This is a genomic window from Leptolyngbya sp. FACHB-1624 (assembly GCF_047649235.1).
GTDB lineage: Bacteria > Cyanobacteriota > Cyanobacteriia > Leptolyngbyales > Leptolyngbyaceae > Leptolyngbya > Leptolyngbya boryana.
On record NZ_CP180258.1, the window covers coordinates 2,988,365 to 3,008,130 of the forward strand.

The following is a 19,766-nucleotide window of genomic DNA, read 5'->3' on the forward strand; positions in this document are numbered from 1 at the left end:
TCTTAACTCCTCGCCTGCTGTTGTGAAGCCGCTTGGAATCGGCGATTAATCTCGTTCCAGTTGACGACATTCCACCAGTTGTTCAGATAGTCGGCTCGGCGATTTTGGTAGCGGAGATAGTAAGCATGTTCCCAAACATCGTTGCCCATGATGGGATAGTTGCCTTCCATAATGGGATTATCTTGATTCGCGGTTGAGACGATTTGAAGTTGTCCTTGAGCATTCCGCACCAGCCAAACCCAGCCGCTTCCAAAGCGATCGCCCCCCGCTTCATTAAACTGTTTACGGAAACTTTCAAAATTCCCAAAGGTTTGATTGATGGCTTGAGCGATCGCTCCTGTGGGTTGTCCGCCGCCGTCTGGACTCATGATCTGCCAGAAAATCGTGTGGTTGAGATGTCCTCCTGCGTTGTTGCGGATCGTGTTGCGAATATTTTCAGGAACCGCATTAAGGTCGCGCAGCATCGCTTCAATACTCAGGTTTTGCAAGTTTGGCTGATCTTTGAGCGCAGTATTGAGATTGTCTACATAGGTTTGGTGATGTCGATCGTGGTGAATTCGCATCGTTTCAGCGTCGATCGCTTTACTTAATGCACCTGCATCATAGGGCAAGGGTGGCAGTTGAGCAGGAGAAGCAGTTAAGGGACGATCGACATAGGCAACTGGAGTCGAAACTGTGGGTGACGCAGTTGGACTCTGGGCTGGAGTTTGCTGAGTAGAAGCTTGGGGCTGGCACGCAACAAAGAAACCTAAAATCAAGGTAAGAAATAGAGTAATCGGATGCTGTAGGAATTTTCGCATAGATACAGATCTCCTAAAATTATGGCAATCTAAATAAAAGACAGAAAGATCGAATTGATGATTGATAAAGCAATCGAGCCAAGCAAAGCACTCCAAAAACCATAGCGCAATTGGAATCCCTCAACGATCTCTGCCGCAATGCTAAAAATGATTGCATTCAGGACAAATACAAATAACCCGAACGTAATAATAATTAGGGGGAGTCCAAAGAGCAATAGGATGGGTCGTAGGAACGCATTCAGCACTCCGAAAACAACTGCCGTGAGCGCAGCTTTTCCAAATCCATCAATCTCAACACCGATAGGTAGTCTGGAAATCATGAGAAAGCTCACAGTCGTCACAAGCCAATTCAAGAGAATGCTACCCATTGCAACCTCCTCATATTTCAAATCCCGCTACTTCAACAGTTCAATGAGATTGTGACTAAAAAGTGACAACTTCTTAAAACGAATCGCGCGATCGCAGCATTGAAGTCTCGATCGCGCGATTTGCTCCTCAGCAGAATTCAGAGCATTTGCCCCAATCAGCAAATCCCATTCAGAGGACAGACGAAACATTGTCACTTTCTTGTCATGTTTTGATAGCAACTATTAGAGGTAAGGCTAGAGATAAAGCAACTCTCACGCCCATAACTCATGCTTTCCCATTCATTGAGCAACGCAAACGATGCTGTCAACCCGATCTTCTCTCTCTCAGAGATTGACTCGTAGGCAGTTTACAACGCTTTCTACGATGAGCTTTCTAAGCCTTATGGCATCTGGTGCAGGGGCTGTTGTGGCATACCCACAGCTTAAGCATCTCATGCGAATGAGCCATTCATTCAAATTAGGAACAACGTTCAGCCAGCTTCAGTGTGAGTATCTCAACCTAGACTATCAAGAAACATTCCGCCAGATCTGTGATCTGGGGTTCCACCGAATCCGCCTTTGTAGCTATTGGAATGAAGTCGAGCCGATCGAAAATCAGTATGACTTTAGCGTTCTCGATTGGCTTTTAGAAGAAAGCGATCGACGTGGGTTAGAAGTGATCCTGACAGTGGGTATGAAAGCCCCAAGATGGCCTGAATTCCATTTTCCACACTGGTTAGAAGTCCAGCAAGATACTCGAAATACAACCCAACCCATAGATGATAATCGGGAGATCGCAGAGCGCACTCTTCGCTTTGTCGATCGCGTCATCCATCATACTCGTACAGCTCAGAGTGTGCGCTATTGGCAAGTTGAAAATGAGCCGTTTGCGCGAATGGAGATTACAGGCGATCGCTTTCTCAGCCCTGAGTTTATGCGACAGGAGGTAGAGTTGGTGAGAAGTTTAGCTCTGCCTCAGCAAAAAGTGGTGCTAACCAATGCCATCGGTCTTCCGACCTACATTGAGGAAGATGAGCAGGCATTTCAAAATAGCTTAGCCTTAGCAGATGCGATCGGGATTAATGTATATACAAGAGTTCCCGATGGTCATGATGGCTACCTAGAACCAGGTGAATCCTATTGGAAGAAACTCAAAGACTGGCAGGAAGTGATGAGACGGAATCGCATAGAAGCATGGATTGCGGAAGCTCAAGCTGAACCTTGGGAACCGAATCAATTGGTTGCAATGAATGATATTCACTACCCTAGTGCATCTCCAGAGCGTATAACCGAACTTATCAGTATGGTGAAGAATCTTGGTTATCGCACAGTGATGCTTTGGGGCTGTGAGTATTGGTATTGGCATCAGCGAAACGGGCGAGATCATTGGTGGCAGGCTATTCAAAACCTTGTCGAGGTCTAGCGGACAGCACACACTGAACTATCACGTCTACAGAATTTAAATCCGTCCCCGTCGATAAGTTGTTTTTTGCAGATGTTGCGACATCCCTACAGATAGAGGATATTTTTGACTTTATTGTGCAAGCTCTAACTCAAAGTCAATCGAACCATTATGAATGAGCCAAATCGTCAATCCTTTTGGGACAATCTCACGAACACGAAGTTAATTCGCTATGTACTACTCTTTGCATTGGCATGGGCAGTGGTTCAAGTTCTCGCTTATTTTGAGACGGTTATTATTATTTTTGTATTTGCTGCTATTTTTGCGTTTCTGCTCAACTTTCCTGTGCGGTGGGCATCACGAATCATGCCAAGGGGAGTGGCAACCGTTCTGGTTTTCCTGCTTAGCTTGTTGCTCATTGGTGGGATTGTAGTAACATTGGGAATTGCTGCATTCTCGCAGGCACAACAGTTGGTTGAACAAGCACCCCAACTCTTGAATAGTGTGACCGAACTTCTGGGTAATTTGCAAAGCCTGCTGCAACGGTGGAATCTCAATGTAGATTTCAGTGAGTTAGAAGGACAATTACGAAATGGAGCACTCTCAACGTTAGGGCTAGGCTTTACAACTGTGCAGAATGTACTCGCCAATGCCCTCGATTTGATTGTGATTGCGGTGGTTGCATTCTTCATGCTCTTGGATGGCAAGCGCCTCTGGGACTTAATTCTCCGAATTTTTCCGAGAGGAATGCGCGATCGCATAACTATTGCTGTGCGAAAAAACTTTCTTGGTTTTTTCTGGGGACGGTTTTTACTGTCTGTCTTCTTTGGGATTTCGGTTTACATTGTGTTTATTTTACTAGGTGTGCCCTATGCTTTGGGATTAGCCGCGATCGCGGGAGTCTTCGATCTCATTCCGGGGATTGGCGCAACGCTTGGGATTACTTTAATTTCGCTGATTATTTTGCCTCAAGGAATTGGATTAGCACTCACGGTATTAGTTAGTTGCATTCTACTCCAGCAGGTCGAAGAGAACATATTGATGCCACGCATCATGCAGGGATCAATCAATATGAATCCTGTGGTGATGTTCTTTGCTCTATTAGTGGGTGCAAGAGTCGCAGGGTTAGTGGGTGTATTTTTATCGATTCCGATCGCGGGAGTGTTGATTAGCTTATTTGAAGTGGAAGAAATGCAGGGAAAGCAGGATTAGCGTCCCGTCGGTTGTTGCCAGCGATCGAGAATATCCTTGAACAGCACTTCCTCGATGCAGGTTTTGACGACAACTGCGAGCGGGAGCGCCATGACTAAGCCTAATGCACCGAAGACAGTTGTGAAGAAGAATTGAGCCGTCAACGTAATTGCAGGAAGAAGGGCAACTTGATTTGCCATGACTGTCGGCGTGAGCCAATAGCTCTCAATGTTTTGAATCAAAATGTATAGGACTAATACAGCAACAGCTTTCCAGGGTTCATCTAGGAATGCGATCGCGATAGGAAAAATTGCACTCAACGTCGGTCCAATATTGGGAATAAAGTTGAGGATACCAGCTAAGGCTGCATGAGCAAGAACTAGCGGAACTTGTAAAACCCATAGACTCACCCCACTCAACACTCCGATAAACATCATTTCGATCAGAGCGCCTTTTGTCCAATTTTCGAGTCCGGTCGCACAACGTGTTAACACTTCATCGACACGAGATCGATAGAAAGCTGGAAAACACCGGATAAATGCGTGACGATAGGGTTGAGGATTGATGAGCAACATTAACGTAAGGATCAATACAATCAACAGTTCAAACACTGCGCTAATCGAGTTTGCAAAGAAGATAATTGCCTGTCTCGATAAATTGGCGACAAACGGCTGAAGTCGCGTCATGATCCAGTCAAAATTTGGGATATTCGGAAAGTAGGGATCTAAAATTTGGTTCTCAATCCAATTGATGCCTTGCTGAATTGCAGACAGTGCACTGGGAAAGGTAGTAATTAATTCAGCAAGCTGCGCGATTAAATTCGGGACAATCAGTACAAGTGCTACCAGTGCTAATATCAGCAAAGTCACCAGTGTCAGCAAAATTGCCCATCCTCGCTTGAGTCGAAACCGCTGCAATTGACGCACAACGCCATTCAGTGCAGTCGCAAGCACGATCGCGGTAAATCCTAGTAGTAAGAGTTGCCGAACCTGCCGAACAATGTAAAGTGCAGCAACCAGCACAATTAATCCAAGCCATTGCCCAATTTTCATAACAGATAGTTCTAGAGGATGTTCTTTGATATGGGCATCAATTCTGATTCTTGATTGATGTATGAATAGATGATTGCAACAGCAGAATTAAACACGCTATAGACAGAGATTGAATTCGGAAAGAACACTAAAGAACTATTTTTGAATAATTCAGCTTGTCATTTCTGTGTCACATGTGAGCAACGATACAGTTCATGAATTTAAGACAGTTGAGACAATCCCGTAAAAGAAAAAGACCGCAAGCCTTTACACAGGTGAGCTATTTCAAGTGAATGGGGAAGAGATAGCAGATTAAAACATCTATCTTTTCCTTATTTCAGTAATCAAAAAATGCCGCTCTTTAGCATAAGTCAACCAGGATATTGAATACAAACAGGGTTAGGATAGTCGAGCAATGAGCAATAGACCATCTCGCCTGAGGGTTGTTTTTAGAAAAAATTCATCTCCCTCTCATCTAAATGCTTTATATTTCAGAAAACCGCACACCTTTTGCAAGATGATGTCGCGATCGTACTTGAAAAAATCTAGATTTTGGCTACAAGTCTTGCTCGGCAATGTTCTAGTCATTAGCTTAGGCATTGCTTTCTATCACTTTAATCTACACACCTTTCTACAGAACGTCCTAATTTGGATTAAGGGCTTAGGTGCAATCGGCATTTTGGTATTCATCGTGGTCTATAATCTGGCAACTCTTTTGTTTGTCCCAGGCTCATTGCTTACGCTTGGAGGAGGAGCGATTTATGGGGTGTTTTGGGGTTCGATTTATGTTGTGATTGCGGCAACTTTCGGAGCAATTATTGCTTTTTTAGTGGGACGCTATTTTGCAAGAGGATGGGTCAGTCAACGGATTCAAGGTCATCCCCGATTTCAAGCGATCGACAAAGCGGTTGCTCAGGAAGGTTTAAAGATTGTGCTGCTGACTCGCCTTTCTCCAATTTTTCCATTTAACTTATTGAACTATGCCTTTGGTGTTACCTGTGTCTCTTTGAAGGATTATGCGATCGGCTCGATCGGCATGATTCCTGGGAGTGTGATGTATGTATATCTCGGTTCTCTGATTGGCGAGATTGCCTTGTTGGGAATGCCACAGGGGATGAGTTCCGAGGCAAAAATGGTACAGTGGTGCATCAAAATTGTGGGCTTCCTTGCCACGATCGTGCTCACCCTCTACATGACCCGTATTGCTAAAAAAGCCTTAAATCAGAGGATGAACTAACTATGACACATTCTATTCGACAAGAGCCTGCTCTTCAGCCTTTGGATGAATACAATCAATCTCTCATGTCCCAAGTGCATCCCCCCGATTGGGTCAATCCTCAACCTGCGGCTTGCTATGATCTTGTCGTGATTGGGGCTGGAACTGCGGGGCTGGTCGTCGCGGCAGGTGCGGCCGGACTGGAATTAGGTTTGAAAGTGGCATTGATTGAAAAGAGCTTGATGGGCGGTGATTGTCTGAATGTTGGCTGTGTACCTTCTAAGTGTGTGATTCGATCGTCGCGAGTAGTTGCCCAGATGCGAGAGGCTGCATCATTTGGAATTCAATCACCAGAGAACATTGAAATCAATTTTGCAGCAGTCATGCAACGGATGCGAAAGATTCGGGCTGGGATCAGTCACCATGATTCAGCAGAACGGTTTCGCAAGTTGGGAATTGATGTATTTCTGGGGATGGCTCAGTTTGTGGGTGAAGATGCGATCGCAGTTGGCGATCAACAGTTGCGCTTTAAGAAAGCAGTGATTGCTACAGGCGCACGCGCAACTCGTCCTAAAGTTCCTGGGTTAGCTGAAGCAGGCTATTTAACCAATGAAACAGTCTTTTCGCTGACCGAGCAACCGAAGCGCCTCGCTGTGATTGGAGGAGGCCCGATTGGGTGTGAGTTAGCTCAAGCATTTAATCGGCTTGGTAGTGAAGTGACCTTATTGCATAAGCATGGGCATTTACTCGATCGAGAAGATGCGGATGCGGCTGAAATTGTGCAGCAGCAGTTTTTGCAAGAGAACTTGCATCTGATTCTGGATTGCTCGCTTGAACACGTTGAAAAGACAGATATCGGGAAAGTAATTCACTATCGCCAAAATGGTGCGATTAAAACTGTTGCTGTTGATGAAGTTTTAGTCGGAGCGGGACGGGCACCGAATGTAGATGGACTGAATTTAGAAGCAGTCGGAGTCCAGTATGATGCGCGTCGGGGTGTAGTCGTCGATGACTATCTTCAGACAACAAATCCTCGGATTTATGCGGCTGGAGATGTTTGTATGAACTGGAAGTTTACTCATGCAGCAGATGCGGCGGCTCGGATCGTGATCAAAAATACATTGTTCTCGCCTTTCGGTCTGGGGCGGAGTAAGCTGAGTAGTTTGGTGATGCCTTGGGTGACTTATACTGATCCAGAAATTGCTCATGTCGGCTTGTACGAGCAAGAAGCACAAGCAAAAGGATTTGAAACGAATACGATCAAAATCCCATTTTCAACCGTCGATCGTGCCTTAGCAGATGGCGAACCGGAAGGCTTTGTCAAACTTTTGCACAAGCGCGGATCAGATCAGATTTTAGGGGCAACGATCGTGGCGCGTCATGCTGGAGAAATGATTAGCGAAGTTACGTTCGCGATCGTCACAAAACAGGGATTGAGTGCCCTGTCTGGTGTGATTCATCCTTACCCGACTCAAGCAGAAGCGATTAAGAAAGCGGCGGATGCTTATCGACGCACGCTTCTCACGCCTCGCACAAAATCTTTTTTGAAGCTCTTAACAAAGTTGAGCTAAACATAACCAAGCCTACCGAGTCGAGGAATCTATGAAATGTTCAAATCGCATGGTTAAGCGGATGTATGGGTTAGGATTGAGTGTGATCGCGAGTTTGCTCTTTGCTTCTCCTGCACTTGCTCAGAGTTCGGCAGGATTCAATCCCCAAGAATTGCTTCGTCATGCTTTGCAATGGGTTGAGAGTTTGGGGATTGTCGGTGGTCTTGCCTTTATCGTGATCTACATTGTTGCAACCGTTGCGTTTCTGCCTGGATCGATCTTGACCTTGGGTGCAGGCATTGTCTTCGGAGTTGGGTTCGGCTCGATCTATGTGTTTATTGGAGCGACTTTGGGCGCGATCGCAGCTTTTCTAGTCGGACGCTATTTGGCACGGGGATGGATTAGTAGCAAAATTAAGGGCAATCAGAAATTTGCCGCGATCGATCAAGCAGTGGCAAGAGAAGGATTTAAAGTTGTGCTATTAACTCGACTTTCACCCGTGTTCCCGTTTAATTTGCTGAACTATGCGTTTGGATTGACAGGCGTTTCGTTGAAAGACTATGCCCTGGGATCAATTGGAATGATTCCAGGAACCGTGATGTATGTGTATATTGGTTCCCTCGCTGGTGATCTCGCTAGGATTGGAACTGAAGGTCAGCCAACGAATCCAGCGATTCAATGGGCGATTCGGATCATTGGCTTGATGGCGACAGTTGCGGTTACTGTTTATGTGACTCGCATTGCCCGTAAAGCATTGGCAGAGCGCGTGATGGATTAAAGGTTGTCAAATCATTTTTTAGCGGAATGTACATCTAGCTCTCAAAACAGACTCATGATAGGAAAAAACTGGTTCGTCACCAACGAAGGGCAATGCCAATTAGGTGAACCCTCTCATTTGATTGAAGATCTCACCCAACCTTATCGACTTTATCGGTTCCTCACTGATTTAGAAAATATCTTAGACGGCATTACCGATGACTCGTTACGGCTCCAAGCGATTTGCCCACTGGTTCGCAAACTCTTAACCAGTTCTACTTGGCTCCAAATGATGCCCCTCCATCCCGATCCTGAAACAGGTTGGGAAGTTACTCTGCTATATGACGAACCTTTTTTTCCGCTGACTGTTCAGCTTGTTGCTTGGGCACCTGGGATCATCTCACCGATTCATAACCATGCGAGCTGGGGATTAGTTGCACTGCTAAGCGGACAGGAGAAGAACACATTCTGGCAGCGATCGCCGTCTTCAGACTCTCCTGATAAAATCGAACCTGTGGGTGAGCAGATCCTGGCTCCTGGTGACATCCTCTGCTTCATGCCAGAAACCATTCATCAAATTGAAGCGCATGGCGATCAGCCCACAGTTAGTTTTAATCTGTATGGAGAAACAGACTACGATCGCCGATTTGAATTTGACCCGATTCAGGACACTGCTACTCTCTTCTGAGCAAACTGTGAAACTCAGCCACCTGATTCGAGTCGTGAAGTCCTTCACCGAAGATTTTATCAACAGAATTGATCAAAAGTGGATGAGACAACTAGTCAAGACAGATTGATGTTCAGCAAGCAAGCCTTCTCCATGCAACTCTAGGTTCCCAAAAACCATTGTGTACCCGTAAACAGGTAGTACACTCCAGTCATGATCAGCGCCACGCTGCCAAAGCGAATAATGCCCTCGGAGTGTTTCAACAACTGATGACTCTGTTTGGCTAATCCAGTAAACAAGCTTGCCAAGAAAATCAAGATGGTATATCCCAAAGCATAGCTAACCATGGCTAGAGTGCCTAGAATTTGAGAGCCTGTTGCCGCTGCTGCCGCCAGTACTGCAAATAAGATAGGACTAGCACAGGGAGAACTCACAAACGCAAAGGTCAACCCCACACCGTAAGGCCCAGCGTGGGGCAATTTCACCTCGATCGTGGGTAAAGGCAGTTTAACGAGACCCATGAGCCATAGTCCCATCACTGCCATAATCAGTCCCACGACCACGTTGATATAGCCCCGATACTCAACCATCACGGCTCCAGCAAACGAGGAAACCAGCCCAAACAAGCTCAGAATGGTAACAGCACCCAGAACAAATAAGCCTGCTTTCACAAACGCATCCCAGCGAGAATTAATCTTGAGCGTCCCAATGTAACTCAGATTGACGGGTAGGAGTGCCAAAATACAGGGAGAAACGCTGGCAAGCACACCGCCCATAAATGCCAATGGTAGTAGCACGAATGGATTTGCCGTATCTTGCTGATCGAACCACTGTTGATAGCGATTTTCGACGATCGAAATCAGGTATTCAATCGGACGACTGATAGCAGATCCCAACGTGAGAACTAGAATCAGCGCAAGCAATCCTAACCCGCCATAAATTAGCCATTTTTTCGAGGGTCTAGCCCATTGAAATCGTCGAGCGGGCTGCTGGTTTGTGGATGACCGAGGCATGGGTGCCATGAAATTCTCCTAATTGTTAGAGCGGCATGTCAGAGCAGCAGTTATTGAGGGATTGCAGCATTCAAGACGGTCGTATAGTCTGCCACGTTCGGATTGTTGCGATGTTGTGCAAGAATTTTACCTGTTGCGGGGTCAATGATAGCGACTAAGCCTGTTTGGGCTTTGTTTTCTGCTAGAAATTTGCTGAGTCCAAGCTGGTTTGCTTTTGCTTCGGCTTCGGTAGATGTTGCGCGATCGCTGACATCTAGAACCACAAAATTGGCTTTTCCGTCATAGTCTTTTTTCAGTTGCGACAAGGTGGGCGCGATGTTTTTGCAAGCAGAGCACCAAGTTGCAAACACATCAACAATGACAGGTTTTCCTTGTAGCTCTTGTGCTAGGGGTGCGCCTATTGAGGCTGCTTTAGATGCACAAGGATTCGCTTTAGATGCACAAGGATTCGCTTTAGATGCACAGGGATTCGCTTTAGATGCACAGGGATTCGCTTTAGATGCACAGGGATTCGCTTTAGCTTCGGTGCTGGTACTAGCAGATGTTTTTGTTTTTGCTGCGCAAGGGTTCGAGCAACCTGCAATCACTCCTAAACTCAGTAACGAAGTAACTGCAAGTACAGAGAAAAAACGAATCTTCATGACATTCTTCTTCCAGATAGAATTAGGATGAGTACAATTTTGACCGTCTCTTAAGCGATAAGAGCAAGCGGCATTCAAGACAGAGATACAAGCAAACTTGTTCGCATGTGATTTGAATTAAACTCTAAAAAAATGAGTGTCAGATGAAAATTAAATGGATATTCGATAAAACCTATCAACTGCTTGCAGGAAACAACTCAAAATCACATCTGCCAATTTTTCAGCAAAAATTCATCTGGGCATCAGCTAGGAATCACATTTACACCAGATTCTTCTTGTACAGTTAAAGATAGGAACAATCTATCTCGATTACATGGACTTGCAATCATGAGCCGCTCGATTCGAGCTATCATCACAACCTTCACAGGTAAGCGAATTTCTGCTTCGTCGCTTCAGTTTCGCCTGACGTTGGAATTAGTCACACTCTCAGTTCTAGGGCTAGGAAGCATTGCAGTGTGGGCAGGCTGGCAAATGGAGCAAAACCTCGTCGCGGCTCATAAGCAAACGCTGGAGTATGTTGCACGGCGCTTTCCTGAGCAAATTCAGCTTTACAGTGAAATGGGCGCGATCGAGACTGGGGTAGAACAGACAATTCATAAAGTGTCGGCTCCTGGCTTGCTGGTTTGGGTCAAAAATCTACAAGGACAACTGCTTGCCCAATCAACCGGGATTCATTCGGCTTCACTCGACATGCAGAGCATAGATACGCTCGCCCAAATGCCCGAAAAACCACAGGTTGTTCGATTTGGCGATCGCGATATCGTCCTTTGTGGTAGCCCGATTGCCGTCAATGGAAAACCCTTTGGTCAACTCTATCTAGCACGAGATATCACAGAGGATCAGCAAAAATTCAAAACTGGGCTGTGGCAACTTCTGTTTGTGAGTTCAGTCATTATTGTGCTTTTAATGATTGCGATTTCTAAGCGCATTCACAAAGCAATGCAGCCTTTAGAGCAAATGAGCCAGCTTGCCAGTGCAGTTTCTGCTGACGATTTATCAGAAAATTTAAATGATGCAAAACTCCAATTACATCATGCACCTGATGAAGTTTTGGGACTCGCACAGGCGTTTAATCAAATGCTGTTCCGACTATCGGGGGCTTGGGATCAACAGCGTCAGTTCGTCGGGAATGTTTCTCATGAATTACGGACTCCTTTGACAGTAGTTCTGGGCTATCTACAGAGTCTTCTACGGCGGAGTACAAACCTCAGCGCGTATCAACAACAAGCCCTAGAAACAGCAGCGGCTGAGACTGAGCGAACTATTCGGATGTTACAAGACTTACTGGATCTGGCTCGTGCGGATAGTGGTAACTTACACTTTCGATCAAATCCAGTCATGCTCAATACCTTAGTTGCAGAAGTTGCTGCGATGAGTCAGAAGGTTAGTAATCGAACTATTACAGTTTTATCGACAGATGAAGATGTGGTCATCTGCGCGGATCAAGATCGCTTGCAGCAGGTGTTGATCAATCTTGTAGACAATGCGATCAAATATTCGGCTGAGCACCCGATCGAGCTAATTCTAGAGAAAACAGCCCAATTCGCGCTTATCCATGTCCAAGATCGCGGAATTGGTATTCCTTTATCTCATCAAAATCGCATCTTTGAGCGTTTCTATCGAGTGGATGAAGCAATGACTCGTTCTAGAGATGGCACTGGGCTAGGACTCGCGATCGCGAAAAGCCTGCTCGAAGGGATGAAAGGTCGGATTACATTACGATCTAAACCGGGTGAGGGAAGTACGTTTACAATAACGTTGCCACTCTGGAATCCACCGCTATGACTGATCACATTCTCCTCGTTGAAGACGATCCGAAACTGGCTGAGTTTGTTAAGACTGAACTCAGGTTAGAAGGATATGCTGTCACGGTTGCGACCAATGGAATCGACGGCCTTGAGATCGCGCGGGACGTTCAACCCAATCTATTGATTTTAGACTGGATGTTACCGGGGATCTCTGGCTTAGATTTGTGCCTACGACTGCGAAAAACCGGGATACAAGCGCCAATTATTATGTTGACTGCAAGAGATGAAGTTCCCGATCGCGTGACGGGCTTAAATGCAGGAGCCGATGACTATGTGACCAAGCCTTTTAGTATTGAAGAGCTTCTTGCACGCATCAAAGCCCGTCTCCGCTGCATCCGCCCTGAAGCATCTAAGATATTGCAGTTTGAAGATCTCAGTCTCAACCATCTCACCCATGAGGTCTATCGAGGAACACAATTGATCGAGCTAACTGCGAAAGAATTCGATCTACTAGAACTCTTTCTGCGTCATCCTCGTCAAGTCTTTACCCGTGATCAAATTATAGAAAAAGTTTGGGGATATGACTTTGCAGGTGAATCGAACATCATTGAAGTCTATGTCCGAGCCTTACGCTTGAAATTAGAAGCCCATAATCCACATCGATTAGTTCATACGATTCGCGGTGTCGGCTACGTGCTTCGAGAGCATTAGGGCTTTGAGCAGTTCCATCCTGTGAGCAGTTGTATTAAAAGATGAGCACCCCATTCGTTTGCTTCTAACAAATGGGGTGCTCATCTCTCAGATTTGAACTAGCTAGAACTATTTTGGAAACTAATCCGTCTCAATCCCAAGAACTGTCCTAACCCATTTTCTCCGTCTGGAAATGCAGTGATACCAAACTCATAGATTCCTCCTGCTTCTGGGTTTGCATTTGTTTCAAACGTAATCGTGACACTGCTACTAGGTTGTACAGGTTGAGCAAAGACAACCATTGCTTCACCCGGAGCAGATTGACCTCCTACATTTACGAGAGGAATTTCAGTACCTGCGGCAAAGTACTCTCCTGTAAAAGCTTTACTACGATCGAGAGCAAATTTGACAGTACTGAGATTGAGTTCTTGAGCAATCTTGACCGCTTTGAGAGGTTGCCCAGCATCAACGGGCACTCGCAAGGTCACGGCATAGGTTGAAGGCGCATTGGCTTGACGCTGAGAAGCAATAAGCTGAACTAGCCGAGGAGGGTTAGAGAAAAAAGTTTGCCCATTTGCAAGTCGTTGTTGAGTTGTCTGAGCTTGAGGGATCTGAGATTGGACTGTCTCAGGAGCAGCAAGCTTCATCTTGCCCACCTCAGAGAGATGCGGTTGAGTAGGATTCTTGAACTGTTGTACAGATTCAGTTCGAGTCTGAAGGGGGGCTGCGTTCCCAATTTCTGATAGATGAGACTGTGTGGAATTGCTAAAAGTGTTTTGAGAGCGGGCAAATGGTTGAATGCTGATAACCGTTGAGAGTGCAAACATCATTGCAACTGTGAAGTGATCTCGTTTCATAGTCAATTCTCCTGAAAAATAGCTTTTCCCGCTTTCTCAATCTGAGTTTTCTCGGGATTGACTATGATTAGACTTCGACAACCTGAAGTTGACCTGATGACAAAGTTTAGATTAGATAAATCCTTCCTGAAGCGAAGATGAATCAGACCACAAGAATTTAGCTCGTTCTTATCGATTTTTCATTTGTTTTTCATCTTGGGCTGATAGTTTAAGTACAATGAACCGTTTTCCTCTCAACAAAGTGGCTGATATGTATGATTGGCAGGTATCACTACAAAGATTGATGAATGCAACTTTTGATCCAATTCGTCCGAATGCAAAAGCAGACCTGCTCACGTTCAAACAGATCGAGGTCAATCAATCTACATTTCTGCTGATTGAGATTCGAGATTTTCAGGGAAACGCGATCGAGCAGTTCGATCTTCTTCAAACTCATCTGATGCACTTGCTGGTGATGAGTGACGACCTACACACATTTGATACGTTGTATCCAACCTATCAAGGCAATGGACGATTTACGGTGAGAACCACGTTCTCAAGATCTGGAGAATACACGTTATTTAGTCGTTATCAACCCAAGGGTCAGTCAGAAGTAACTTCTGCGCTCGCTCTAACGGTTCTAGGTTTGCCTTCACCTGCGCCTGCCATTCGCTTGAGCGCGACGCAACAGATTGACAATACAGAAGTCCATTTTCATCTACCTCAACCTATTACTCAACTTGAACAGAAAACAGCGATCGCGTTTGAGCTACGAGATAAAAGAGGTGAGGTCAATCAAAACATCAATGTACCTGAGAAAGTAAATGGCACTCTTGTGATTGTGCGACGTGCTGCAAAAGATTCAGGAGTGGCTTATATTCCAACTCAACTTCAAACAGCAACAAGCGATCAGATAATCTTCACCGCTCAGCTTTCTCAGCCGGGGCTTTACAAGCTATGGTTTCAATTTGAGCGCGATCGCGAGCCAATGCTAGCTGATTTCTGGTTGAATGTTGAATCTTTACGCGATCGCTCAAGCTGAATTTGCCACAAAAGAAAAAATAAGCTAGGACTGCGATGTAATGGCACTCGGCTAGTCACCCTGGAAACATTGTATCGAGCATTTGAATCTATCGTGCAGAAGTATGTGCTGGATGGAGTGAGTCTGAGTTATCTCGAACTGACGCAATTTGAATCAAGTTCCCTCAGTCGAGAACTGCAAGAATTCTGCACTTACTACAGCAATTAAATGAGCGCGTCGGAAGTTGCCTTCTTAGTTGATCGACACTGTAGCGCATGAGTGCGCAAGCAATTTGGTACTTTAATCTATGCTCCTCCCGAAATCCCCCCGATTTTCCTCCGAATTGCTCATTGTGAGGTGATATGGTCAAGTCATTACACTATTGTATTTAGGTGTCATGCTTAGGCTTCTTGATTCAAGATGAATTGAATCAGCATAGATTATTTTATTGATATAAGGAGAGCCAAAATAGCTCAATAGCAATGTAGAAAAAGTGCCCAGTAGTGATCCGTTCCCAAACTACATTGAAAAAAGGTCAAACCACTATTTTTCAGAAATAGGAAGCTACCGTGACTCAATTTCCACCCAATCTCACCCGACAAGAGTTAAGGGAGTGGGTACGATCGCAACTGCAACCGCTGTTGGAGCAAAAGGACTTCCAGGCAGCCAAAGCACTCCTCGTTCCCATTCAGCCTGTTGATATTGCAGACGCGATCGAGGATCTTCCATCGGTCATGCAAGCGATCGCATTTCGGTTGTTGTCGAAAGATGAAGCAATCGAAGTTTATGAGTATCTGGATCCCGCGATTCAAGAAGCCCTCCTAGAAGATTTTAAGCGACCCGATGTTTTAGAAGTGGTTGATGGGATGTCGCCAGATGATCGGGTGCGATTGTTTGATGAGCTTCCAGCAAAAGTGGTGCGACAACTTTTTTATCACCTCAGTGCTGAAGAACGCGATGCAACGGCGCTGCTGTTGGGCTATCCAGCTAATACTGCGGGGCGAATGATGACCCCAGAGTATGTCTCCCTCAAGGAGTCCTGGACTGTCGCTCAGGCACTCGAACGCATTCGCCAAGTCGCTCGATCAACAGAGACAATCTACTATCTCTATATCACTGATATCAGTCGGCGTTTGAACGGGATTCTCTCACTGCGAGACTTGCTGACTGCTGATTTGGAAGTGCTCATCAGCCAGATTATGAACCGAGAAGTAGTCAGGGTCGAGACGAATACCGATCAAGAAGAGGTAGCGCGAATCATTCAGGACTATGATTTAATTGCACTTCCCGTTGTCGATCGTGAGCAGCGTCTCGTAGGAATTGTGACCGTCGATGATGTTCTAGATGTATTAGAAGAGGAAACGACGGAAGATATTTACACATTAGGCGGCTTGCAATCGGATGGTGATGATTATTTTCGTGCTAATCTTTTCACGATTGCCCGAAAACGTGTGGTCTGGTTGTTAGTTCTTTTAGTCACGAATACTGCAACCAGCGCTGTGATTCGCAGTCAGGAAGATGTGTTAGAGCGGGTGGTTGCACTAGCAGCATTTATTCCATTGTTGATTGATACGGGTGGTAATGTTGGGTCACAATCGTCTACGGTGATTATCCGGGGATTGAACACTGATAATGATCAACTCCGGAACCGCTTGAGTGTGATTCGACGAGAAGCGATCGCAGGCAGCATTCTAGGAGCAATGTTAGGTGTGATTGTGACCGTGTGGGCTTATTTCTTGCAAGGAGATATAGGAGTCGCGCTTGCTGTCGGGATTAGTTTATTTGCGATTTCATTGATTGCCTCGATCGCAGGTTCGGGTCTACCGTTTTTGTTTCAAGCATTCAAACTTGACCCCGCCTTGATGTCTGCTCCGTTCATTACAACAGCAGTAGACGTATTCGGCGTATTAATTTACCTCAATGTTGCACGGTGGATTCTACGTATTTGAACAGGGCAGTCTCTTGAAAACAGAGCGTTCTTCAAATTTACTGCAAGTTTTTTAGGCTCATTTCCCCCCGACATCCCCCCGATTTCCCTCCGATATCTTAACGCTTATTTGGTAGAGTCCTCAGGCGATATGACCTTGGAAAAACCAGAAACCATAGATATTACGGTTAAAAGCGGAGGCAAGATGATCGAGGTTTATTATTTAGACCACATCGTTAAAGCTGTTTCTCATGATGGAGGATGGCAGGTCTATGTGAACGATCCAACTCCTAAGCCGATGCGAGTTTATACTTCTTCTGCTGTCTATGCAACTGCTGAAGAAGCAATGGGTTCTGGAAAAGAATTTGTGCGCCGACAAGCTGCTTTATCCTTGATTTTGAGGTTTCTGGATGAATGGCGAGTGTCGGAGAAAATTAGTGATGCAGAGTTAGATGCACTCTCTGCTTCGCTCTGCTTTTTCTGTTGTTTTCAAGATTCCTACTCACCGAAAAATTATTGGTATCAGTAATAGCTTTCAACCCGAACTCTCAGCTAATGTGAGTTCGGGATATTCGAGTGATCTTTTTTCAGCGATCGTACCAAAACCTTCAATCAAGCGGTGGAACGCACTCATTTAAAGGTTACAGTGAGTTAACGTTGAAATGCTCTGTGCAGTGAGGGCGAGTCAAACCCTCCGCGCAAGATTTCTTGTTGCTGATGATTAGAAGCGATCATTATGAGATCTGTAGGGGAGAAGTTCATTCAATATCTTTCATCCTTTTTTGCCGATGATACCTATGTGAGGTCGATTCGACGATTTGAAAAATTTGTTTCAAAAGTGCTTTCAGCCGCTCTACTGATTGTCATATCTGTTGCATTACTGGATTTGATTCTGATTTTAGCTAGAGATTTATTACAGGAGCCATTCGGATTTTTCAATCGGGCATTAATTGATATTTTTGGATTATTTCTCAATATCCTCATTGCGCTAGAACTGCTTGAAAATATCACGGTCTACTTACAAGAAAACACAGTTCGACTAGAACTCGTGATTGCAACGTCGCTGATTGCGATCGCGCGCAAGATTATTATTTTTGATTTCAGTAAGTTTAGTCATTCGGAACTCATCGCTTTAGGCATTGCGATCTTCGCTCTTGCGCTGAGCTATTGGTTAATCAAACGCCTCAATTCTCAATTGCGATCGCCCTAACTCCGGTAGTTAATGTACATCCCGCCGAGATCTAATGCAATGATTGTAATCCCTGAAATCAAGATATGGAAATCATACGAGAGTAGAGCGAATAAGTCCTAAACATCACATTTATACAGAATCTATTTCAGATGCGTGTTGCATCAGAGGAGCGAGTTCTTGATTGAGTTGACCCGATTGAACTAGCTCGGCATAAGTTTCGGCTTCCACTGCTAAAAGTTCTTCGCGGAGTTGGTCATTTGCAAAGCCGTTTAGACTCGGATACTCAGACTGAAGTTGCGCTGCTTCTTGGCTGAGTCGCTCGATTTCTCCTTTCACAAGAGCCTCTTGGTAACAATAGAATTCTGGCTCAATGCCTGGACGTTGTTGGACTTGGTGCAGGTGATCTAACACTCGATTCATCGCAGTTAACCGGGCAATTACCTCAGCATATTGCTGGCGGAGTGGCTGATCGCCGAGCAGTTTCAGAACTTCTAACAAGGGTTTGATTGTTAAACCTTGAACCAGCAAAGTAAAGAGAACCACGCCAAACACCACAGCGATGATCTCTTCTCGCTCCGGTAAGACAATCGGAACGCTCAAGGCAAGTGCGATCGCAACTGATCCCCGTAAGCCGCCCCACCATAACAAGGTTTGCTCTCGCATCGAGATATCTGTGGTTGTGAGGGCATTACTCAACCGTCCTAAACCATACACTGTAATCGCCCGCGCCAAAATCATTCCGAGAATCGTGACAACGATCGTTTTCCAACTGTCGTCTAGGATGGCAAAGCGGATCTGATCCCCAATTAGCAAAAACACGATCGAATTGACAAAAAAGGCAAGGAACTCCCAAAACTCGGTCACAATAATCCGAGTCCGGGGATTCATGCCAATGCGTGACCCAAAGTTCCCCAAAACCAGTCCGACAACAACGACTGCAATTACACCAGAGCCACCTAAATCTTCTGCAATCAGATAAGTTGCATAGGCAGAAACCAGTGTCAGGGATTGCTCGACAAGCGGTAGATCAAATCGCTGGGTGAGATAAGAAATGCTAAATCCAATCAAAGTCCCAACTGCAACGCCCACTCCAACGACGACAAAAAACTGCCCCAGAATCGATTGGAGTGACAAAGTTGCAGTTCCTAGGGGTAATCCAACTAACAGACTAAAGGCAACGACTGCCATCCCATCATTGAATAGGCTTTCGCCTTCCATCACTGTAGATAAGCGTTTGTCTACTCCCAATTCTCGAAAAAGAGCAATCACTGAAACCGGATCAGTGGCAGATAAACTTGCTCCAATTAACAATGCTGTCGTAAGTGGCAGGCTCACGAGGTAATGTAAGCCAAATGCCACTCCTAGAATGGAAATGACTACGCCCAAGATGGCATACAGCGAGATCGGAACCCACTGCTGTTTTAGCTCTGTCCATCTCAGATTCCATGCTGCTTCAAACAGAAGTGGGGGTAAAAAGATCGAGAGAATTAATTCCGGAGAAAGATTGACGAGGCGAACATCGACAAATGCTAACCCTAGCCCCACAATCACCAGCAGCAGCGTATAGGGAATTCGGCGAAACCAGCCAAAGAACTGAGGGAGAGTTGCTACACTGAGAGACACAGCGAGAACCAGTAAAAAAGGTTTGAGGTTACTTTCGATCGTTGCCTCTGCAATCAATGTTGTTAGCATGAGATGTTCCATACAATTCAGAGCTTATCCTTTCTAGTAACGCGCT

21 protein-coding genes are annotated in these 19,766 nt (G+C 45.4%); 13 read left to right on the forward strand and 8 right to left on the reverse strand.

Annotated features, from left to right (window positions below):
- Positions 1 to 2 precede the first annotated feature (2 nt).
- The 3 genes from ACMUEV_RS13925 to ACMUEV_RS13935 are packed head-to-tail and all read right to left on the reverse strand — an operon-like array spanning position 3 to position 1,357.
- Positions 3 to 800 (reverse strand): superoxide dismutase, encoded by a 798-nt coding sequence (locus ACMUEV_RS13925; RefSeq protein WP_017288507.1) that lies wholly within the window; start codon positions 798 to 800, stop codon positions 3 to 5.
- A gap of 29 nt (positions 801 to 829) precedes the next feature.
- On the reverse strand, positions 830 to 1,168 hold the full coding sequence (locus ACMUEV_RS13930; RefSeq protein WP_190647897.1) for a phage holin family protein: 339 nt from the start codon (positions 1,166 to 1,168) through the stop codon (positions 830 to 832).
- Positions 1,169 to 1,195: 27 nt separating this feature from the next.
- On the reverse strand, positions 1,196 to 1,357 hold the full coding sequence (locus ACMUEV_RS13935) for a hypothetical protein (RefSeq protein ID WP_190647895.1): 162 nt from the start codon (positions 1,355 to 1,357) through the stop codon (positions 1,196 to 1,198).
- 175 nt (positions 1,358 to 1,532) lie between these two features.
- Between ACMUEV_RS13935 and ACMUEV_RS13940 the strand changes: the two genes are divergently transcribed.
- Together ACMUEV_RS13940 and ACMUEV_RS13945 are read left to right on the forward strand one after the other, a co-directional pair.
- Positions 1,533 to 2,570 carry a beta-galactosidase gene (locus tag ACMUEV_RS13940; protein WP_415354778.1) on the forward strand — a complete coding sequence of 346 codons (1,038 nt, stop codon included), beginning with the start codon at positions 1,533 to 1,535 and terminating at the stop codon, positions 2,568 to 2,570.
- Between the two features lie 150 nt (positions 2,571 to 2,720).
- On the forward strand, positions 2,721 to 3,761 hold the full coding sequence (locus ACMUEV_RS13945) for an AI-2E family transporter (RefSeq protein ID WP_017288503.1): 1,041 nt from the start codon (positions 2,721 to 2,723) through the stop codon (positions 3,759 to 3,761).
- Here ACMUEV_RS13945 and ACMUEV_RS13950 read toward each other — a convergent pair.
- The gene (locus tag ACMUEV_RS13950; RefSeq protein ID WP_190647891.1) at positions 3,758 to 4,792 is read right to left on the reverse strand and encodes an AI-2E family transporter; all 1,035 of its coding nucleotides are present in this window, start codon (positions 4,790 to 4,792) and stop codon (positions 3,758 to 3,760) included. The genes ACMUEV_RS13945 and ACMUEV_RS13950 overlap by 4 nt on opposite strands.
- Positions 4,793 to 5,288: 496 nt before the next feature.
- Between ACMUEV_RS13950 and ACMUEV_RS13955 the strand changes: the two genes are divergently transcribed.
- The 4 genes from ACMUEV_RS13955 to ACMUEV_RS13970 are packed head-to-tail and all read left to right on the forward strand — an operon-like array spanning position 5,289 to position 8,981.
- Positions 5,289 to 6,008, forward strand: coding sequence for a TVP38/TMEM64 family protein (locus ACMUEV_RS13955; protein WP_242044239.1), 720 nt, complete (start codon positions 5,289 to 5,291; stop codon positions 6,006 to 6,008).
- A gap of 2 nt (positions 6,009 to 6,010) precedes the next feature.
- Entirely contained in the window at positions 6,011 to 7,558 is a 1,548-nt protein-coding gene (locus ACMUEV_RS13960; protein WP_190647889.1) for a mercuric reductase, read from the forward strand.
- A 31-nt stretch (positions 7,559 to 7,589) separates the two neighbouring features.
- Positions 7,590 to 8,315 carry a TVP38/TMEM64 family protein gene (locus ACMUEV_RS13965; RefSeq protein WP_190647887.1) on the forward strand — a complete coding sequence of 242 codons (726 nt, stop codon included), beginning with the start codon at positions 7,590 to 7,592 and terminating at the stop codon, positions 8,313 to 8,315.
- 54 nt (positions 8,316 to 8,369) lie between these two features.
- The gene (locus ACMUEV_RS13970; protein WP_190647885.1) at positions 8,370 to 8,981 is read left to right on the forward strand and encodes a JmjC domain-containing protein; all 612 of its coding nucleotides are present in this window, start codon (positions 8,370 to 8,372) and stop codon (positions 8,979 to 8,981) included.
- A gap of 140 nt (positions 8,982 to 9,121) precedes the next feature.
- Here the strand turns inward: ACMUEV_RS13970 and ACMUEV_RS13975 are convergent, their stop codons facing one another.
- A complete protein-coding gene (locus ACMUEV_RS13975) occupies positions 9,122 to 9,982 on the reverse strand; it encodes a cytochrome c biogenesis protein CcdA (protein WP_190647883.1) in 861 nt (286 codons plus the stop codon).
- A gap of 41 nt (positions 9,983 to 10,023) precedes the next feature.
- Positions 10,024 to 10,323, reverse strand: a complete 300-nt coding sequence (locus ACMUEV_RS13980) for a TlpA family protein disulfide reductase (protein WP_415354779.1) — start codon at positions 10,321 to 10,323, stop codon at positions 10,024 to 10,026.
- Here ACMUEV_RS13980 and ACMUEV_RS13985 point away from each other — a divergent pair.
- From ACMUEV_RS13985 to ACMUEV_RS13995, 3 genes are all read left to right on the forward strand, one after another.
- Complete coding sequence (locus ACMUEV_RS13985) at positions 10,289 to 10,645, forward strand: hypothetical protein (RefSeq protein WP_199329258.1); 357 nt, start codon at positions 10,289 to 10,291, stop codon at positions 10,643 to 10,645. The two genes, ACMUEV_RS13980 and ACMUEV_RS13985, sit on opposite strands and share 35 nt — an antisense overlap.
- Positions 10,646 to 10,941: 296 nt before the next feature.
- A complete protein-coding gene (locus ACMUEV_RS13990) occupies positions 10,942 to 12,399 on the forward strand; it encodes a sensor histidine kinase (protein ID WP_190647878.1) in 1,458 nt (485 codons plus the stop codon).
- On the forward strand, positions 12,396 to 13,073 hold the full coding sequence (locus ACMUEV_RS13995; RefSeq protein WP_190647877.1) for a response regulator transcription factor: 678 nt from the start codon (positions 12,396 to 12,398) through the stop codon (positions 13,071 to 13,073). The genes ACMUEV_RS13990 and ACMUEV_RS13995 overlap by 4 nt, the downstream gene beginning before the upstream one ends.
- A 98-nt stretch (positions 13,074 to 13,171) precedes the next feature.
- Here ACMUEV_RS13995 and ACMUEV_RS14000 read toward each other — a convergent pair whose 3' ends face one another.
- Complete coding sequence (locus ACMUEV_RS14000; protein WP_190647875.1) at positions 13,172 to 13,909, reverse strand: DUF2808 domain-containing protein; 738 nt, start codon at positions 13,907 to 13,909, stop codon at positions 13,172 to 13,174.
- Positions 13,910 to 14,126: 217 nt separating this feature from the next.
- Between ACMUEV_RS14000 and ACMUEV_RS14005 the strand changes: the two genes are divergently transcribed.
- The 4 genes from ACMUEV_RS14005 to ACMUEV_RS14020 all read left to right on the forward strand — a co-directional run bounded on the left by ACMUEV_RS14005 (position 14,127) and on the right by ACMUEV_RS14020 (position 18,046).
- Positions 14,127 to 14,930, forward strand: a complete 804-nt coding sequence (locus ACMUEV_RS14005) for a hypothetical protein (protein ID WP_190647873.1) — start codon at positions 14,127 to 14,129, stop codon at positions 14,928 to 14,930.
- A gap of 548 nt (positions 14,931 to 15,478) precedes the next feature.
- Positions 15,479 to 16,858, forward strand: coding sequence for a magnesium transporter (mgtE, locus tag ACMUEV_RS14010; RefSeq protein WP_190647871.1), 1,380 nt, complete (start codon positions 15,479 to 15,481; stop codon positions 16,856 to 16,858).
- A 129-nt stretch (positions 16,859 to 16,987) separates the two neighbouring features.
- The gene (locus ACMUEV_RS14015; protein ID WP_190647869.1) at positions 16,988 to 17,365 is read left to right on the forward strand and encodes a hypothetical protein; all 378 of its coding nucleotides are present in this window, start codon (positions 16,988 to 16,990) and stop codon (positions 17,363 to 17,365) included.
- 207 nt (positions 17,366 to 17,572) lie between these two features.
- Positions 17,573 to 18,046 carry a phosphate-starvation-inducible PsiE family protein gene (locus ACMUEV_RS14020; RefSeq protein ID WP_190647867.1) on the forward strand — a complete coding sequence of 158 codons (474 nt, stop codon included), beginning with the start codon at positions 17,573 to 17,575 and terminating at the stop codon, positions 18,044 to 18,046.
- Positions 18,047 to 18,157: 111 nt separating this feature from the next.
- On the opposite strand, the gene ACMUEV_RS14025 is transcribed toward ACMUEV_RS14020, so the two are convergent.
- Positions 18,158 to 19,720 (reverse strand): Na+/H+ antiporter, encoded by a 1,563-nt coding sequence (locus ACMUEV_RS14025; protein ID WP_242044238.1) that lies wholly within the window; start codon positions 19,718 to 19,720, stop codon positions 18,158 to 18,160.
- Positions 19,721 to 19,766: the final 46 nt, after the last annotated feature.

What these genes read in the sequence shown, in the direction of transcription:
- ACMUEV_RS14020 (WP_190647867.1), top strand. Translation starts at nt 17,573, where the DNA reads ATGAGATCTGTAGGGGAGAAGTTCATTCAATATCTTTCATCCTTTTTT.
- ACMUEV_RS14025 (WP_242044238.1), bottom strand. Translation starts at nt 19,720, where the DNA reads ATGCTAACAACATTGATTGCAGAGGCAACGATCGAAAGTAACCTCAAA.
- ACMUEV_RS13965 (WP_190647887.1), top strand. Translation starts at nt 7,590, where the DNA reads ATGAAATGTTCAAATCGCATGGTTAAGCGGATGTATGGGTTAGGATTG.
- ACMUEV_RS13960 (WP_190647889.1), top strand. Translation starts at nt 6,011, where the DNA reads ATGACACATTCTATTCGACAAGAGCCTGCTCTTCAGCCTTTGGATGAA.
- ACMUEV_RS13985 (WP_199329258.1), top strand. Translation starts at nt 10,289, where the DNA reads ATGTTTTTGCAAGCAGAGCACCAAGTTGCAAACACATCAACAATGACA.
- ACMUEV_RS13995 (WP_190647877.1), top strand. Translation starts at nt 12,396, where the DNA reads ATGACTGATCACATTCTCCTCGTTGAAGACGATCCGAAACTGGCTGAG.
- ACMUEV_RS14015 (WP_190647869.1), top strand. Translation starts at nt 16,988, where the DNA reads ATGACCTTGGAAAAACCAGAAACCATAGATATTACGGTTAAAAGCGGA.
- ACMUEV_RS13975 (WP_190647883.1), bottom strand. Translation starts at nt 9,982, where the DNA reads ATGGCACCCATGCCTCGGTCATCCACAAACCAGCAGCCCGCTCGACGA.
- ACMUEV_RS14005 (WP_190647873.1), top strand. Translation starts at nt 14,127, where the DNA reads ATGAACCGTTTTCCTCTCAACAAAGTGGCTGATATGTATGATTGGCAG.
- ACMUEV_RS13935 (WP_190647895.1), bottom strand. Translation starts at nt 1,357, where the DNA reads ATGTTTCGTCTGTCCTCTGAATGGGATTTGCTGATTGGGGCAAATGCT.
- ACMUEV_RS13970 (WP_190647885.1), top strand. Translation starts at nt 8,370, where the DNA reads ATGATAGGAAAAAACTGGTTCGTCACCAACGAAGGGCAATGCCAATTA.
- ACMUEV_RS13930 (WP_190647897.1), bottom strand. Translation starts at nt 1,168, where the DNA reads ATGGGTAGCATTCTCTTGAATTGGCTTGTGACGACTGTGAGCTTTCTC.
- ACMUEV_RS13990 (WP_190647878.1), top strand. Translation starts at nt 10,942, where the DNA reads ATGAGCCGCTCGATTCGAGCTATCATCACAACCTTCACAGGTAAGCGA.
- ACMUEV_RS13950 (WP_190647891.1), bottom strand. Translation starts at nt 4,792, where the DNA reads ATGAAAATTGGGCAATGGCTTGGATTAATTGTGCTGGTTGCTGCACTT.
- ACMUEV_RS13925 (WP_017288507.1), bottom strand. Translation starts at nt 800, where the DNA reads ATGCGAAAATTCCTACAGCATCCGATTACTCTATTTCTTACCTTGATT.
- ACMUEV_RS14000 (WP_190647875.1), bottom strand. Translation starts at nt 13,909, where the DNA reads ATGAAACGAGATCACTTCACAGTTGCAATGATGTTTGCACTCTCAACG.
- ACMUEV_RS13940 (WP_415354778.1), top strand. Translation starts at nt 1,533, where the DNA reads ATGAGCTTTCTAAGCCTTATGGCATCTGGTGCAGGGGCTGTTGTGGCA.
- ACMUEV_RS13945 (WP_017288503.1), top strand. Translation starts at nt 2,721, where the DNA reads ATGAATGAGCCAAATCGTCAATCCTTTTGGGACAATCTCACGAACACG.
- ACMUEV_RS13955 (WP_242044239.1), top strand. Translation starts at nt 5,289, where the DNA reads ATGATGTCGCGATCGTACTTGAAAAAATCTAGATTTTGGCTACAAGTC.